The sequence below is a fragment of the Psychroflexus halocasei genome (assembly GCF_900107595.1).
In the GTDB taxonomy this organism is placed as follows: domain Bacteria; phylum Bacteroidota; class Bacteroidia; order Flavobacteriales; family Flavobacteriaceae; genus Psychroflexus; species Psychroflexus halocasei.
In genome coordinates this window covers 78,912-96,288 of record NZ_FNQF01000003.1, presented here as the reverse complement: position 1 = coordinate 96,288, position 17,377 = coordinate 78,912, and the positions used below count along the sequence as shown (strand labels likewise).

Genomic DNA, 17,377 nt, shown 5'->3' with positions numbered 1-17,377 from the left:
TCTATTTACTTAGTTTAATTAACTTGTAAGCTAAGCATTACTTCATTTATGAAAATACTTCTTACTGGCGCTACTGGATATATTGGCAAAAGAATTTTACCAATTTTGGCAGGACAAGGTCATCAAATGGTTTGCTGCGTTCGCGATCCGCATCGTTTTAATCCGCCGCAATCGATTAAGGACAATGTTTCTGTTATTCAAGTAGATTTATTAGATGAAGATTCTTTAGATAAAATTCCTCAAGATATTGACGCCGCATATTATCTTGTGCATAGCATGTCAACTTCTGCAGATTACCAGAAAATGGAAGAAGACTGTGCGATTAATTTCAGAAATGCTGTTGAAAAAACCAATGTACAGCATGTTATTTACCTCAGTGGGATTGTTAACGAAAACAATCTATCAAAGCATTTAGAGTCTCGTTTAAATGTTGAAAATAAACTTTCAGAAGGAAATTATAATTTTACAAGTCTTCGTGCTGGAATTATTATTGGTTCTGGGAGCGCTTCTTTTGAAATTATTCGTGATTTAGTTGAAAAACTACCAGTGATGATTGCTCCAAAATGGCTTAATACGAGATGCCAGCCCATCGGGATTTCTGATGTTATGATTTTTTTGACTGAAACTTTGATGAATGAAAAAACCTTTAATCAACATTTTGATATCGGAGGTCCAGACATTTTAACTTATAAAGAAATGCTTCTTGGTTTTTCAGATGCAAGAAATCTGGGACGTAAAATATATACCGTTCCTGTGATGACGCCAAAATTATCATCATATTGGTTATATTTCGTAACTTCTACAACTTATAAATTGGCTTCATCACTTGTCGATAGTATGAAGGTTGAAGTGGTCTGTTCAAATAATGAAATAAACAAAATTTTAGATATTGAACCCATTACTTATTCTGAAGCCTTGAAGAAAGCTTTTCAGAAAATAGAGAGCAATGAAATTTTATCGAGTTGGAAAGATGCTTCTGTCAGTAGTAACTTTCCAGTGAATGCTTCAGAGTTTATCAAAGTTCCAGACTATGGTTGTTTTAAAGATAAAAGATCTAAAGAATTTGCAAGTCGTGAAATATGTTTGGAAAAAATATGGAGTATCGGTGGAGAAACGGGTTGGTATTACGCTACTTTTCTATGGAAAATTAGAGGTGTAATGGATAAGTTTTTAGGAGGTGTTGGTTTGCGTCGTGGTCGAACAAACCTTCATAGAATTGATGTTGGAGATTCTTTAGATTTTTGGCGTGTACTTTATGCAGATAGACAGGAAGGTCGTTTATTATTATATGCTGAAATGAAATTACCAGGAGAAGCTTGGCTTGAATTTAAATTAGAAAAAGATAAATTGGTGCAAACTGCAACTTTCAGACCTATTGGAGTTATGGGACGCTTGTATTGGTATTCTGTTTTGCCATTTCACGCCTTTATTTTTCAAGGTATGTTGAATCGGCTGACATCTAAAAAGTTATCTTGGGTGATTTAGAGATTTTTTTTAAATTTATGAATCAATAAATTTAAGATGTCAGAATTTTTTGAAAAATGGGCTGAATCCGCCTACATTAGTTTAGGTTTTTTCTGGATGGCTTTGTGGGCTTTTATTTTGGGTTATGCTATCAGTGCGATGATTCAAATTTTCGTTACCGAAAAGCGTATGCAAAAAACAATGGGTGATGCTAAAGGGAAAAGTATGTTGCTTGGTACTTTTTTTGGTTTTATCAGTAGTTCGTGCAGCTTTTCAGCATTATCAACCACAAAATCTTTATTTAAGAAAGGTGCTAGCTTTTCATCTTCGATTGCATTTTTACTGTCGTCAACAAACTTAGTGATAGAACTCGGAATTGTGATTTCAATATTTTTAGGATGGCAATTTGTGGTTGGCGAATATATCGGAGGTATTTTATTAATTCTTGTCAGTTGGTTTTTGATTAAAATTTTAAAGCCAAAAAAGCTCATTGAAAATGCTAGAAAAAAATTAGATGATAAAGATAGCTCGCATGATGGAGAAACAACATCTTTTAAAAAGAAAATAAAATCTTCTGAAAGTTGGAAAAAGGTTGGTAGAAAATATGGGATGGAGTGGAAAATGGTATGGAAAGATGTCACAATAGGTTTTACTATAGCCGGGATTATTGCAGCATTTGTGCCGACTTCTTTTTTTGAAACTCTTTTTATTAATTCAGGTTCAGAGCAAAGCTCTTATGATTTTTTAACTTTATTAGCACATACAATTATTGGTCCTATCGCAGCCTTTATTACATTTATAGGTTCTATGGGTAATATTCCATTGGCCGCTTTGCTTTTTGATAATGGTGTTAGTTTTGCAGGAGTCTTTGCTTTTATATTTAGTGACTTGGTCGTGTTTCCTGTGTTGAGAATTAATGCAAAATATTACGGATGGAAAATGTCATTTTTTATTTTATTTCTGCTTTTTGTATCTTTAATAGTGAGTTCAATTTTATTGCATTATGGATTCAATTTTTTTGATGCTTTACCATCTCAACCTGAAAAAAGTATTATTGATCAAACTTACTTTAAGTTGGATTACACTTTTTATATGAATATTATTTTCTTCCTTATTTCAGGTTTATTAATTTATATAGGTTTTTTTAAATCTAAAAATGAAGGACATAATCACAGCATGTCTTCCAAAAGTTCTTTAAGCGAAAAGCTTTTAAAATATTTAGCTATTATAAGCTATGTTTGGCTTTTGGGAGGGATGATACTAAAAATAGCACTATAAAAAAAGCACATTCCAATTGATGAAATGTGCTTTTTGAATTTTATAAAAACATCTTATGAATTAGATGATTTTGTGACGCTTACGGTCAACTTCTTTTAAGTAGATTTTTCTTAAACGTAAAAAGTTAGGTGTCACTTCTACATATTCGTCTTTCTGAATATATTCAAGCGCTTCTTCCAAAGAGAATTTCTTTGCAGGAACTATTTTCGCTTTATCGTCAGCACCAGAAGATCTCACGTTAGAAAGCTTCTTAGTTTTTGTAATATTCACTGTGATATCATCTTGACGAGAGTTTTCACCTATGACTTGTCCTTCATAAATTTCTTCACCTGGATCAACAAAAAACTTACCACGATCTTGTAATTTATCAATAGAATAAGGAATTGCTTTTCCTTTTTCCATAGAAACTAAAGAACCATTTAATCTTTGAGGAATATCTCCTTTAAGCGGTTGGAACTCTTTAAAACGGTGTGCCATAATTGCCTCTCCGGCAGTAGCGGTTAACAACTGATTTCTTAAACCAATGATACCACGAGAAGGAATAATAAACTCAATGACCATTCTTTCACCTCGTGTTTCCATGCTTAGCATTTCGCCCTTACGCATGGTCACCATTTCTACAGCTTTACCAGAAACTTCTTCAGGTAAATCAATTTTTAATTCTTCAACAGGTTCACTTTTAACACCGTCAACTTCTTTGATGATAACTTGTGGTTGCCCGATTTGTAATTCGTAACCTTCACGACGCATCGTTTCGATTAAGACAGATAAGTGCATGACGCCACGTCCATAAACGATAAATTTGTCTGCAGAATCAGTTTCTTCAACACGTAGAGCTAAGTTTTTCTCAAGCTCTTTCATCAAACGATCCTTAATATGTCTTGAAGTCACAAATTTTCCATCTTTTCCGAAAAATGGAGAATCGTTAATTGTAAAAAGCATACTCATCGTAGGCTCATCAATTGTGATTGATTTTAAAGCTTCAGGATTTTCAATATCGGCAACTGTATCACCAATTTCAAAACCTTCTAAGCCCACCAATGCACAGATATCTCCAGCTTTAACCTCCTTAACTCTTAATCGGCCAAGACCTTCAAAAGTATATAATTCTTTAATTTTAGTTTTGGTAATGCTGCCATCTCTTTTGACCAAAGAAACTTGCATACCTTCTTTAAGTGTTCCTCTTTGCAAACGACCAATCGCGATACGACCCGTATATGAAGAGAAATCAAGAGAAGTAATCAGCATTTGAACTGTTCCTTCTTGAACTTTAGGCACTGGAACGTGTTCAACAACCATGTCCAACAAAGGTTCAAGATTTTCAGTTTTCACCTCAGGGTCTTCACTCATCCAGTTGTTTAAGGCAGAACCATAAACAGAAGGGAAGTCAAGTTGCCATTCTTCAGCACCTAATTCAAACATGAGGTCAAAAACCTTCTCGTGTACCTCGTCTGGCGTACAGTTAGGTTTATCAACTTTATTAATAACGACACAAGGTTTTAAACCTAGGTCAATTGCTTTTTGTAATACAAAACGCGTTTGTGGCATTGGGCCTTCAAAAGCATCAACAAGAAGCAAAACACCATCAGCCATGTTAAGAACACGCTCAACCTCTCCGCCAAAATCGGCGTGACCAGGTGTGTCAATCAAGTTTATTTTTGTGTCTTTGTATTGAACAGACACGTTTTTTGAAACAATCGTGATCCCACGTTCGCGTTCCTGATCAATATTATCAAGAACTAAATCTCCAGTATTTTCATTATCTCTAAAAAGTTGACAATGATACATGATTTTGTCAACCAAAGTTGTTTTACCGTGGTCAACGTGGGCTATAATTGCGATATTTCTAATATCCATAAAAAGTGATAAATTTAAGGCTGCGAAGTTAAGTTTTTATTTTTTCTTATCACTTTTTTTTTTGACTTATTCAATTGATAGGCAAAGCCGTATAATTAAAGACTTCATGGATGCTAAACACACTTTGTGTATTGCTGATGTGTGGAATTTCTGTCAATTTTTCGACCATAAATTTCCTAAAAGCTTTCATATCTTCTAAATTAACTTTTAAAAGATAGTCATAGGAACCACTGATGTGAAAACAAGCAACAACTTCGGGTAATTCTTTAATATTTTTTTCAAAATCGGCGATATTTTTAGCTGAATGCTCAGCAAGTTGGAGCATTGCAAAGGCAATAAAATCTTTTTTGACTTTTTGAGGATTGACCATCGCCACGTAATTCAAAATGTAATCATCGCGTTCTAATTTTTTAATACGCTCGTAAACCGCAGTGGGAGAGAGGTTAAGCTTTAGGGATAATTGTTTTGTTGTCAATCGCGCATTTACTTGTAAAAGGTTAAGTAATTTTTTATCAATAATATCGAGTTCTTTCATGCTGAAAATTTTTCTTTATAAATATGTATTTATTAAAAATTAGTGTTTAATTTTCTTTGTTAATTTATTTATTTAGATAAAAAAACTAAATATAACAATACCTATTGATAAAATATCTTATTAAATCGATATTTGATTGAAATAAAATATAATAAAATGAAACATAATCCAGCGAACGCCATTCAAGATGTCCATTATACTGATGCACACGGCGGAATCAATCCAGCAATTTCAGATAGCTCAACTTATACTTTTAAGAAAGCACAAGACATGGCCGATACTTTTGCAGGTGAAAAGTTAGATGCCTTTTTGTATTCTCGTCATTCTTCGCCGAGTACAAATCAGCTTTGTGAAGCCTTATCAGCGATGGAAAACACAGAAGCAGCTCAGGTTTTTGCTTCAGGAATGGGTGCTATCACGTCTGTGATTTTACAATTGTGTAAAGCAGATGACCATATCATTTCTAGCCGTACAATTTACGGAGGAAGCTATGCTTTTATGAAAAATTTTCTACCTGATTTTCATATCAAGACAAATTTTGTAGATATCACGGATTTGAAAAGTGTGAAGGCAGCGATCAAACCAGAAACTAAATTACTTTATTGTGAAGCAGTGAGTAACCCACTTTTGGAAACTGCTGATTTAGAAGCCTTAAAGAAAATAGCAACTGAAAACAACTTGACTTTTGTTGTTGATAATACTTTTACACCACTTGTGATTACGCCAACTGATTTTGGTGCGGATGTGGTTGTTTATAGCTTAACTAAATTCATCAATGGCTCGTCAGATACCGTTGGTGGTGCTGTTTGCGGAACTTTAGATTTTGTTAATAGTTTAAAAGATGTGAATAATGGCGCAGCAATGCTGCTCGGTCAAACTTTAGACAGTTTACGTTCGGCTTCAGTTTTAAAGAATTTACGCACTTTGCCAATTCGTATGGAAAAGCACAGCGAAAACGCACTTTATTTAGCTGAAAAATTTGAAAAAGATGGTTTAAAAGTTGTTTATCCAGGTTTAGAATCTCATCCTTCTCATGATTTAATGTCATCGCAAATCAATAAAGAGTTTGGTTATAGCGGATTACTCACAGTTGACTTTGGCTCAATTGAAAATGCCAATTTGATCATGGAAAAAATGCAGGATAAAAATCTAGGAAGTCTAGCTGTTAGTCTTGGTTTTTATAGAACCTTATTTAGTGCGTCAGGAAGCTCAACATCTTCCGAGATTTCACCAGAAGAACAATCAGAAATGGGACTTACAGAAGGTTTAGTTAGATTTTCTGTAGGTTTAGATTTTGATATTAAGCGTACTTATCAAATGATGAAATCTTGTATTGATGAGGTGATGTCTTAAATTTTAAACTTCAATACAATTGTAAATAAAAGCTCAGAAATATATTTTTACTGAGCTTTTTACTTTAGTTTTTTTTGGATGCTACATGGATTTCCAAAAGCTAAAACATCATTGGGTATATCTTTTGTGACGATGCTACCAGCACCAATTGTTGTATTGCTTCCAATAGTGACACCTGGTAAAATAATTGCGCCACCACCAATCCACACATGATCACCGATAGATACTGGTTTTGCAGAGGTGATATATTTTGTTTGCATATGATCTTTTATGATTCTTCTCTCTGCATTTAACGGATGTTGTGCTGTGTAAATTTGAACATGAGGCGCAATCAGAACGTTTTTACCAATACTAATTTTATTATTATCTGAAAAAATACAATTTGAGTTAATAAATGTATTTTCACCTATACTTATATTTTCACCATACTCACAATAAAAAGGCGCTTCAATCCAAACTCCACTGCTGTTTTGTGCTAAAAGCTTATTGAGTATTTCATTTCTTTCTTGAAGTAACTTAGAATCAAGTTGATTGTATTCTTTTAATAACCTTCGTGATTGATGATACATTTTTAGCAATTCAGAATCTCTAGAATCAAAATCTTCACCGTTTAGCATTTTTTGTTTTTCTGTCATAGGTTATTTTTTAAATTTATAAGTGCCATAATTGAAAAGCTCAAATTCAAGTGAAAGAATTTGAGCTTTTTTAATTTTTTAAAGAAACTTTATTGATTTAATATTCCACATTCGCTTCTAAAACTGTAAAAGTTCCAGGTGATGCTTTATCAACTTCATCCTCTGCTGAAATCACCAATCGTAAAGGTTTATGTGGTGTTGAAGTTTCAAGCTCAGCATATTTTTTTGAACTTAACATCGCTTCTTTTACTTTAATTTGACCCAAATTTTGACTCCCATGTTCTGTTTCAGCCCAAAAAACATAATATTTTTTAGGAGGATTCAATCTGTCAGGCTCAGTGAGGTTATCAATCTCTAATTTGATTTGATAGTTTTCATTATTGTCCTTCTTGACGACAGCTTTAGCTTCAGCAGCAGGAATAATGTCTGATACTGGAAATTCAACCGTGTTGCTGCAAGATGTGAATAATAGGACAGAAAAAATAAATAGTATGTAGTGTGGTTTCATCGTTTTCATGGTTTAAAGGTGCTGCTTTCTAATTTTAATAATTTATTTTTGTATCAAATTTACAATAAAACAAATGAGAATCTTAATTTTTCTATTAGGAATTAGTCTTTTTTCTTGTCAAAGTCCCGATTTAAAAAAAGTCAAAACAACTGGTAAACAAGTTGAAATCAATAAACAAATTGAATCTGATCAAGAAATTGAAGATTTCGTTAAGCCATATCGTGATAAAATAGCTGATGAACTCAACACAGTTTATAGCTACACGCCAAACTCGATGTACAAAAACGATTCACCTTACAACTCTGCAATTGCAAATATGATGGCAGATGCTGTGATTGAACTCGGGAGTCCTGTTTACGAAAAACGAACCAATAATCAAATTGATGCTGTTCTTTTAAACTTTGGTGGTATTCGCTCTGGCATTGACAAAGGCGACATTACGATGCGAACGGCATATAACATTATGCCTTTTGAAAATGAAATTGTCGTGGCTGAACTTTCTGCAAAAGAGATGAAAGAGCTTGCCGATTATCTAGTAAAAAGCAAAGGGAAACATCCGATCTCAGGACTGAAAATTCAACTGAATGCTGATGGTAAACTTGCTTCTTATGAAGTTCAAGGTGATAAAATTAATGATGATGAAACCTATCACGTCGCGACATCTGATTATTTGGTAACGGGTGGAGATCATATGAATTTCTTTAAGAAAGCAAAAAATGTGACTGTTCTCGATTATAAATTGAGAAGTTTACTTGTTGATTATTTTAAATCTAAGGACACGATTGACATCAGTAGTGATGATCGTTTTACGCAAAAAAATAAACATGAAAAGAAGTGATTTTATAAAAACAGGCGTTGCTGCAACTGCTTTAAGTACAAGTGGTTTGAGTTTATTAAGCAGTTTTTCAAAACCTGATCAGCAAAAGCGTATAACAATTTTGCATTCTAATGATGTCCACAGCCATATTGATCCCTTTCCGGCTGATCATTCGAAATATCCCAATTTAGGTGGAGCAGCGCGACGCATGAATTATATTAATAAAGTTAAAGCACAAAATCCAAATACATTAATTTTTGATGCTGGTGATGCTTTTCAAGGCACGCCATATTTTAATTTTTATGGAGGCGAACTTGAGTATAAAGTGATGAGTAAATTAGGTTATCATGCGTCAACCATTGGGAATCATGAGTTTGATAATGGTATTGATAATATTGCGGCACAGCTTGAACACGCTGATTTTGATTTGATTAGTTCAAATTATGACTTAAAAAACACAAGTCTTGATGGTTTGGTGAAAAAGCATCAAATTTATGATGTTGGTCAATTCAAAGTTGGTGTTTTTGGTGTCGGAATTGAGTTAGAAGGTTTAGTCTCAAAAGATTTATACAAAGAAGCAAAATATCTTGATCCGATCGAGATTGCTAAAGATGAAGTGAAGTATTTAAAAGAAGAACAGAAATGTGATTTGGTTATTTGTTTGTCTCATATTGGTTATAAATATAATTCTGATAAAATTGATGATATCAAGCTTGCAAAAGCGACAAAAGATATTGATTTAATTATTGGTGGCCACACGCATACATTTTTAGAGGAGCCACAAGTTTTTAAAAATAGTGCAGGAAAAGATGTGATGGTTAACCAAGTCGGTTGGGCAGGATTGCAGTTAGGTCAAATTGAGTTTTATTTTGATGATGCCAACAATGTGCAAGCTGTGGAAAGTTCAATAGCACATATTTAAAATATAAACTTTGCGCGGATGAATTGAAAAATTATATTTGCATAAGTTAAAATCGGCCTCGTGGCGCAACTGAATAGCGCATCAGATTTCGGCTCTGAGGGTTGCAGGTTTGAATCCTGCCGGGGTCACGAATAAATAGAAAGACCTTAAAAGAGATTAAGCTTGCTTAAAATTTCTTTTAAGGTCTTTCTATTTTCAAAGCGGAGCTTTCAGGAAGCGCGCTAGCGAATCCTGATTCGTGAACTTTTAAATCGGACTATTTTTTTGAAACCAAGCTTGCTTAAAATTTCTTTTAAGGTCTTTTTATTTTCAAAGCGGAGCTTTCAGGAAGCGCATTAGCGAATCCTGCTTCGTGAATTTTCGAATTGGACTGATTTTTTTTGAAATCAAGCTTGCTTAAAATCTCTTTTAAGGTCTTTCTATTTTCAAAGCTGAGCTTTCAGGATGCGCGCAGCGAATCTTCATATTAACTATTTTAAGTTCTCAAGATGATATTAAAAATTATTTCTTTTTACTAAATATTATTTTTGAATGAGGAGTTCTCAGTAAATATAAATTACTGATTAATTAGATTTAAAAATTTATTCAGAATATGTTTTTAACAAAAGTCTTTGTTCTAAAGAATAAGTCATTTATGAGAGCTTGTTTTTAAGTTACTTTCTGGCTATAGCTAATTGTTTGTTTTTAATTAAAGTTTAACTTTGTACATTTAATACAATTCAGTTCAACTGATTTTAATCATTTGATTCCAAGAATTTTAAAAGTAAATTTATATTCTATTCTAAACACATTTGTAAAACAATCTATCATGAAGACTAAATTAATTATCATACAGCTTTTGTTAGTTTTTATAATAAGTTCTTGTAGCGAAAATGAGGTTAAAAAGGAAAATATAATTCATGTCAAAACAGATACAATTACTGCATATGAAAGTGGGAAAAGCATGGTTTTTCCTGGGCGAATTAAAGCAGGTGATGATATCAATCTCTCTTTCAGGATAGCTGGTCCAATAGCTTCATTAAATGTATCCTCAGGGAATTTTGTAAAAAAAGGACAGGTCTTGGCACAAATAGATCCAAGAGATTATCGTACGCAATTATCTGCTACTGAAGCAAAATATAATCAAATTAAAAATGAAGTTGGACGAATTGAAATTCTATATGAAAAAGATGGCATTACAGATAATGAATATGACAAAGCAAAATATGGATTGAAACAGATAAAAGCGAAATATAATGCTCACAGAGACGCTTTAAATGACACTAAACTTATTGCTCCTTTTGATGGTTATATACAAAAAACTTATTACGCTACTCAAGAAACCGTAAATGCAGGAATGCCTGTCGTCTCAATGATAAGCACAAGCTCAATGGAAGTAGAAATAAATATTCCATCTAATGTTTATGCTAAAAAAGATGAAATTGAAAAATTCATTTGCACAACTGATATGTATCCAAATAAAGAATATCCTTTAGAGGTAAAAGGAATCAATAGAAAAGCCAATTTAAACGAACTCTTTACTGTATATCTTAACCTAAAAACTCCTGAAGGCTTCCCACAACTAACACCAGGAATGAATGTCAAAGTTGAAGCCAAATTTAAAAGCAATTCACAAGATCATTATTTAGTACCTATAAATGCATTAATTAGTGGGAAAACAGGAGATTCTGTTTGGGTTTATGATGAACAAAGTGGTACTATTCATAAACGAGACATCAAAACTGATGGTATAAATAATAAAGGATTCTCGATTGTGTTGTCAGGATTAAAAAAAGGAGAAATTGTTATTTCTGCTGGCGCAACTTCATTAGAAGAAGGACAAAAAGTACAGCCTTTAAAAAAACAAAGTAAAACTAATACAGGTAATATATTATGATAGACTTTGGAAAATGGGCATTGAACAATAGCAAGTTTGTTTACTTTATAGTCACAGCTTTAGTTATTGGTGGTATTTTCTCTTACTCTAGTATGAGTAAACTAGAAGACCCAGAAATAAAAGTTAAACAAGCCATGGTCGTAACCACTTATCCTGGCGCTTCTGCACATGAAGTTGAATTAGAATTGACAGAGCCTTTAGAACTTAGCCTAAAGTCAATTAAAGGTGTGGAAACATTGATAAGCAGATCTATGGATGATGTTTCTATCATAGAAGTCAAGCTATTACCTAATGTACCCGATCAAGAGGTTGAGCAAACTTGGGATGTGTTGAGAAGAAAAGTAAGTGATACTAAAAACGCTTTACCGCCAGGTGCAAATCCGCCAGTTATTAAAGATGACTTTGGTGATGTTTTCGGTATGTTTTATGCCATCACAAATGATGGTTATACAGAGCGTGAAATGAATAAATATTTAGAGCTTCTAAAAAGAGAAGTTCAAAACATTGAAGGTATTTCAGCTGTTGATATCTATGGATTACAAAAAGAATGCATAAATATCGAATTACTTCAAGAGAAAATGGCCAATCTGGGTGTGCATCCAATAGAAGTCATTTCTACACTTAATGGTCAAAACGAAACAACCTACTCTGGGTATTACCTAAGTGGCGACCACAGAATTAGAGTTTCTGTTAACGATAGATATAAGAATGTAAATGATATCAGTGAGCTTTTGCTTCAAGGTCATGAACAAGATCAATTGCGACTTGGAGATATTGCATCTATCACTTTAGGAGTAGAGGAAACTATAAGAAACGAAATGTTTTATGATGGTAAAAAGGCTTACGGTTTTTCAGTTTCTGCGCTTAGTGGTAATGATATTACAAAACTAGGAAAAGAAACAGAGGCCGAAATGGAGTTGATAAAAGAAACTCTTTTACCAGCTGGTATTGATTTTCATAAAGTATTCTACCAACCAGAAAGAGTAGAGGATGCTTTGAGTGATTTTTTGGTCAACTTATTGCTATCTGTCGTGATTGTTGTCGTTGTTCTCATGTTTGCTATGGGATTTAAAAGTGGTGTTATCATTGGCGTTAACCTAGTGATTATTGTATTTGGTACTTTTTTGGTTTTAAATAATTTTGACGGGACTTTGCAAAGGGTTTCTTTGGGCGCATTTATACTAGCCATGGGAATGTTAGTAGATAATGCCATTGTAATTATTGATGGCATACTGGTCAATAAACAAAAAGGTTTAGATCGAACTGAAGCGCTTACTTCTGTTGGAAAAAAAACTGCCATACCTTTATTAGGCGCGACATTAATTGCCATTCTTGCATTCTATCCTATTTTTCTTTCACCGGATACTGCAGGTGTTTATGTAAGAGACTTATTTATAGTTTTAGCTGTTTCACTTTTGATAAGCTGGGTTTTAGCTTTAACACTAGTGCCATTACATGCTGGCTTTTCTTTATATCGACATAAAAAATCAACTAATGTCAAAAAAGAAACGAATAATGAGGTTAAGAAGAATGATAATTTAAAAGAAAATAAAACAAATAATTCTCTTCCATATCGTGTTTTAAGAAATGTATTAACATGGGTTCTTGGCCACCGAACAGTTGCTATAATTATAGCCTTTATTTTGGTTATTGCGAGTGTTTTTAGCTATCAACTTTTACCACAAGGTTTTTTTCCTGATATGGAGTATAATCAACTTTATGTAGAATATAAATTACCAGAAGGAACAACAAGTGAAACGATAAAAGAAGATTTGTTTCAACTCTCTAATCATTTAAAGCAAAACGAAAATATTACCCACATAACAACTTCAATTGGAGGGACACCAACGCGATACAATTTGGTAAGAAGTATAGCAGTGCCTTCCATGTCTTATGGTGAACTTATTATCGATTTTAAGTCGCCTGATGCAGCTGTTAAAAGTATTAATGATATTCAAAAACATCTTGTAGAGCATTTTCCTCAAGCTTATGCTAGGGTAAAACGCTATAACTTGATGTATGAAAAATTTCCTATTGAAGCAGAGTTTAGTGGTCCTGATCCAGCGATACTCAGAAATCTGACTTTTCAGGCACAGAACATCATGAACCAAAATGAAAATACGGTATTAGAGCGTATTGATTGGGAGCCAAAAACCCCTGTCGTTGTTGTAAATTATAGTCAACCTGCAGCACGCTCATTAGGGCTTTCCAGAAAAGATATTGCAATTTCATTATTAGCGGCAACTGAAGGAATTCCGACTGGCGTATTTTATGACGGTCGAGATCGTTTTAATATTTATTTAAAAACTGTAAAAAAACCAGGTGTACCTCTCGTAGATTTAAACAATACTCAAGTTTTTGGGACTATACCACCTTTTGAAAATCTTTTAAATAAAGAAACAATTTTAGGGCTCATGAATGGCACTGTAAAAGAAGAAGATGTGATCAGTGAATTATTAAGAACAGTCCCTTTAAGTCAAGCCGCAACAGGAATAACAATAGAGTGGCACGAGCCGCTTGTGATAAGAAGTAATGGCCAGAGAGCAATGCGTGCGCAAAGTGAACCTGCTCCAGGAGTTAGCGCTCAATCTGCGAGAGAAAGTATTTTGCAAGACATAGAAAACATAGACCTTCCTGATGGTTACACTTTAGAATGGCAAGGCGAACATAAAGCAAGCTCACAATCTACAAAGTATTTGTTTAAAAACTTTCCGCTTGCCATTATACTCATGATAGCTGTATTGATTTTATTATTTAAAAATTATAAAAAACCATTAATCATATTGCTATGTATTCCATTGATTTTAATAGGCGTCGTTTTTGGTATGCTGCTATCTGGTAAAGAATTTGGTTTTGTTGCAATTGTCGGGATTTTAGGATTAATAGGGATGATGATAAAAAATGGCGTTGTTCTCATGGAAGAAATTGGAGAGCAATTAAATTCAGATAAATCTCCAATACAAGCCTTGATAGATAGTTCATCTAATAGATTAAGACCTGTCATGATGGCTTCTGTAACTACCATTTTAGGTATGATCCCTTTGTTGGGTGATGCACTATTTGGCTCATTAGCCGTGACCATCATGGGTGGATTATTAATAGGGACAATTATCATCCTCATTTTCATACCTACACTTTATGCCATTTTCTATGGGATAAAAATTAATAAATCTCATAAACGCTTAAAATAACATGAACAAGTCAGGACATACATATATAAGTTTGATAATTGTTTTATCCATTTTTGCAAGCAGTTTTACAATTATCAGTGCTCAAGAAGTAAAGCCTTTAAAAGATAAATTGACGCTTTTAGAGTGTAGAGAAATGGCATTGCAAAACAATTTAAAATTAAAAATTGCTCAAGAGCAAGTGAAAGCTGCCGAATATAAAACAGCCGCTTATAAAACCAACTATTTGCCTAAGTTATCTGCAACAGGACTCTATTTATACAGTGACGCAACTTTAAATGAAAATATAGAAGGCGGATATTTACCTACCTTTATACCTGACGGACAAGGGAACATGATACCTAATGATGGTTTTGCTTATCTACCTGACATTCCTTTGGAACTAAAAGTCGGTGGAACTTATAATGCTGCTTTGCAAGTAGAACAACCTATATATATGGGTGGTAAAGTAACTGCAGCTTATCAAATGGCAAAAAAAGGTCAAGAAATGACTCAAGTTAAAGAAAAACTATCTGCAGTAGAACTTAGTGTTTTATCAGACAAAGCTTATTGGAATACTGTAAAAGTCAAAGCAATGATAACATCCGCAAATCAATATAAAGCTACATTAGAAGAACTTCATAGGACAGTGAAAAATGCTGTGGATGCTGGGATGACACATCGTAAAGATTTACTCTCAGTACAAGTAAAGCTTAATGAAGCAGAACTTAATTTAACACGTGCTAAAAACGGCTATAGACTAGCTATCATGAATCTCAATCACATTATTGGATTACCATTAAATAACGAAACAGAAATAGCAGATTCTTTTACAAATGAGACTGATATCTCAATTTCAGCCGATATTTTAAAAAATTTTAATGAGTTTGATGTGAGTTTGCGTCCTGAGCATCATTTACTTTCAAAACAAATCGAATTAAAAGAGCATCAAGAAAAATTAACGCGAAGCGATTTCTTACCTAATGTAGGTGTTAAAGCTATGTATGGCTATACAAATGGATTAAAACTGAACGATGAAACGATGCTAGATGATACCAATTTTGCAGCAGTATTATCTGTTAATATACCTATTTTTAATTGGGGTGAGGGGAGAAACAAACTAAAAGAAGCTGAAGTGGAACGTTCAATTGCTCAAATGCAGTTGAAATACGCTCAAGAAGAAATGACTTTAGAGGTCACAAAAGCTTTTAATAATTTACAAGAAGCTTTACTTGAAATTACTCTGTCTTCAAAATCGGTAGAGCAAGCTGAACAAAATATGAAAATTAGCAAAGACAGATACAAAGCGGGTATGGAAACGCTTGCCAATTATATGGAAACACAAACAATATGGCAGAAGGCCATGAGTGATCTTATCGCAGCAAAGGCAACATATCAATTATCTCGAACAGAATACTTAAAAGCTGTAGGAAAGCTGTAAATATTAAATTTATTTAAGTTAGTTAATTCATTTAAATTAGATACTACTGAAGAGTTGAGTGCATATATTCAATTTGATTATTGCTCTTGGCTTAGATTTATAATAAATTATAAGCGATAGGAATTGTTGAATACAATCCTTATTTCAGGTTTAAAGCTTTACGATAATGGTTAACTAATTGAAAATAGTGTTGATAAAATCTAATACTTTTCAGTTTTGATACTGTTCAATTATTTTAAAATAATAACGTTAAGGATTGAGAATAAATGCTTTATCATTTGCGAAAGTTTGCTTTCCATTTTTAAATCCTGCCAGTGGTTGAGCGATTGTTCTTATTACATCTGTAGCATTTTTTGCTTCTAAAACAACAAAATTTGCGTGTGCACCTTCATCTATTTCTATTTGATGAGATAGCAATTTTGCAGCATTATGGGTAATCATTTTGTAAATTTCAATGATGTTTTCGTCCTTAGAATATTGCGCAATATTGGCGTACATATTTGCCATTCTCACCAATGAAGCATCACCATAAGGTGTAAATGCATTTAATATATTATTACTTGAAATGGTCGTGTTAATTCCTTTTTGAGCCAATGTATTCGCATCAACCACTCCACGAGGTATAAGTTTTCCATAATCTCTACCGTTTAAAAATAAATCTGTAGCTGGTAAAACTGTTAATGTAATATCAGCTTCTTTCAGATAATCTGTCATACGACTTTTTTGTGTTAAAGACATTGCAGAAAGTTTGGTGACGTGACCTATAGAAACACGACCTTGATATTTACGTTTTTTTGTTTCTTCAACAATTTTGGGAATGCTTGAATTGTCAGGATTTAAGTCGAAATCAAGATGGAAGTCAACATTGACGTTAAATTCCTCTGCAATATCAAATATCATTTCTATATGTTGATCAGGATTCTCGTCCTTGTAAGGACAACCGCCTATAAGGTTGGCACCGTTTTGCAATGCAAGCTTTAGCAAATGTAGTGTCTTTTCATCTTGTGTTAAACCTTCTTGAGCAAAAGCGCAGATTTCTATATCGATAGCGAAATTATAATCATCACGTACTTTTTTTATGGCATTAAAAGAGCGTAATTCGGTTTTAGGGTCTGTCTCAACGAAAGTTCTTAAACCCATCGTTCCTTTTTTTATCGCCATTTCAATTACACGGCTAGCTCGCTGATAAACATCTTTTTCAGAAAAACTCTCTTTGGCTTTTCCAGTTTCTGTTACAGCTTCATCTAAAGTGCCTTCTTCAATTGTGCATCGTTCTAAAATACAAGCTTTATCTAAGTGAATATGACTTTCGTAAAATCCTGAACATACAAATTGTTCTGCCGCATCATATTTTTTCTTTATTAAAATATCATTTGATATTGACTTATTAGCATTGGTGATTTTTGCAATTTTATGATCGTTAACCCAAATATTGACTGGACTTTCATAGTCATTGATCATTGCATTTGTAATAAGTAAGTCAGCTTTTTTATTCATTGTATGATATTTGGATTTCAGAATGAA

At 33.3% G+C, this 17,377-nt stretch carries 13 protein-coding genes and 1 tRNA gene; 9 read left to right on the top strand and 5 right to left on the bottom strand.

The window, feature by feature from the left end; translation table 11 throughout:
* Positions 1 to 48 precede the first annotated feature (48 nt).
* A complete protein-coding gene (locus tag BLV84_RS04555) occupies positions 49 to 1,485 on the top strand; it encodes an SDR family oxidoreductase (protein WP_093240421.1) in 1,437 nt (478 codons plus the stop codon).
* 36 nt (positions 1,486 to 1,521) lie between these two features.
* A complete protein-coding gene (locus tag BLV84_RS04550; protein ID WP_093240418.1) occupies positions 1,522 to 2,742 on the top strand; it encodes a permease in 1,221 nt (406 codons plus the stop codon).
* A 60-nt stretch (positions 2,743 to 2,802) separates the two neighbouring features.
* Here the strand turns inward: BLV84_RS04550 and typA are convergent, their stop codons facing one another.
* Together typA and BLV84_RS04540 are read right to left on the bottom strand one after the other, a co-directional pair.
* Entirely contained in the window at positions 2,803 to 4,599 is a 1,797-nt protein-coding gene (typA, locus tag BLV84_RS04545; RefSeq protein ID WP_093240414.1) for a translational GTPase TypA, read from the bottom strand.
* 70 nt (positions 4,600 to 4,669) lie between these two features.
* Positions 4,670 to 5,134, bottom strand: coding sequence for an Lrp/AsnC family transcriptional regulator (locus BLV84_RS04540; protein WP_093240410.1), 465 nt, complete (start codon positions 5,132 to 5,134; stop codon positions 4,670 to 4,672).
* Positions 5,135 to 5,290: 156 nt separating this feature from the next.
* Between BLV84_RS04540 and BLV84_RS04535 the strand changes: the two genes are divergently transcribed.
* The gene (locus BLV84_RS04535; protein WP_093240407.1) at positions 5,291 to 6,487 is read left to right on the top strand and encodes an aminotransferase class I/II-fold pyridoxal phosphate-dependent enzyme; all 1,197 of its coding nucleotides are present in this window, start codon (positions 5,291 to 5,293) and stop codon (positions 6,485 to 6,487) included.
* A 59-nt stretch (positions 6,488 to 6,546) separates the two neighbouring features.
* Here BLV84_RS04535 and BLV84_RS04530 read toward each other — a convergent pair whose 3' ends face one another.
* Both BLV84_RS04530 and BLV84_RS04525 read right to left on the bottom strand, forming a co-directional pair.
* Positions 6,547 to 7,122, bottom strand: coding sequence for a sugar O-acetyltransferase (locus tag BLV84_RS04530; protein ID WP_093240404.1), 576 nt, complete (start codon positions 7,120 to 7,122; stop codon positions 6,547 to 6,549).
* A gap of 97 nt (positions 7,123 to 7,219) precedes the next feature.
* Positions 7,220 to 7,639, bottom strand: a complete 420-nt coding sequence (locus BLV84_RS04525; RefSeq protein ID WP_093240400.1) for a hypothetical protein — start codon at positions 7,637 to 7,639, stop codon at positions 7,220 to 7,222.
* Positions 7,640 to 7,703: 64 nt separating this feature from the next.
* On the opposite strand from BLV84_RS04525, the gene BLV84_RS04520 reads away from it, so the two are divergent.
* From BLV84_RS04520 to BLV84_RS04495, 6 genes are all read left to right on the top strand, one after another.
* Entirely contained in the window at positions 7,704 to 8,468 is a 765-nt protein-coding gene (locus BLV84_RS04520; RefSeq protein WP_093240395.1) for a 5'-nucleotidase C-terminal domain-containing protein, read from the top strand.
* Positions 8,455 to 9,369 carry a metallophosphatase gene (locus BLV84_RS04515; protein ID WP_093241095.1) on the top strand — a complete coding sequence of 305 codons (915 nt, stop codon included), beginning with the start codon at positions 8,455 to 8,457 and terminating at the stop codon, positions 9,367 to 9,369. The genes BLV84_RS04520 and BLV84_RS04515 overlap by 14 nt, the downstream gene beginning before the upstream one ends.
* Positions 9,370 to 9,423: 54 nt before the next feature.
* Positions 9,424 to 9,497, top strand: a tRNA-Arg gene (locus BLV84_RS04510).
* A gap of 680 nt (positions 9,498 to 10,177) precedes the next feature.
* Complete coding sequence (locus tag BLV84_RS04505; RefSeq protein ID WP_093240392.1) at positions 10,178 to 11,245, top strand: efflux RND transporter periplasmic adaptor subunit; 1,068 nt, start codon at positions 10,178 to 10,180, stop codon at positions 11,243 to 11,245.
* Positions 11,242 to 14,436 carry an efflux RND transporter permease subunit gene (locus BLV84_RS04500; protein ID WP_093240388.1) on the top strand — a complete coding sequence of 1,065 codons (3,195 nt, stop codon included), beginning with the start codon at positions 11,242 to 11,244 and terminating at the stop codon, positions 14,434 to 14,436. The genes BLV84_RS04505 and BLV84_RS04500 overlap by 4 nt, the downstream gene beginning before the upstream one ends.
* Before the next feature lies 1 nt (position 14,437).
* Positions 14,438 to 15,853, top strand: a complete 1,416-nt coding sequence (locus tag BLV84_RS04495) for a TolC family protein (protein ID WP_093240385.1) — start codon at positions 14,438 to 14,440, stop codon at positions 15,851 to 15,853.
* A gap of 249 nt (positions 15,854 to 16,102) precedes the next feature.
* On the opposite strand, the gene BLV84_RS04490 is transcribed toward BLV84_RS04495, so the two are convergent.
* The gene (locus tag BLV84_RS04490) at positions 16,103 to 17,350 is read right to left on the bottom strand and encodes an amidohydrolase family protein (protein WP_093240381.1); all 1,248 of its coding nucleotides are present in this window, start codon (positions 17,348 to 17,350) and stop codon (positions 16,103 to 16,105) included.
* Between the last annotated feature and the right edge of the window lie 27 nt (positions 17,351 to 17,377).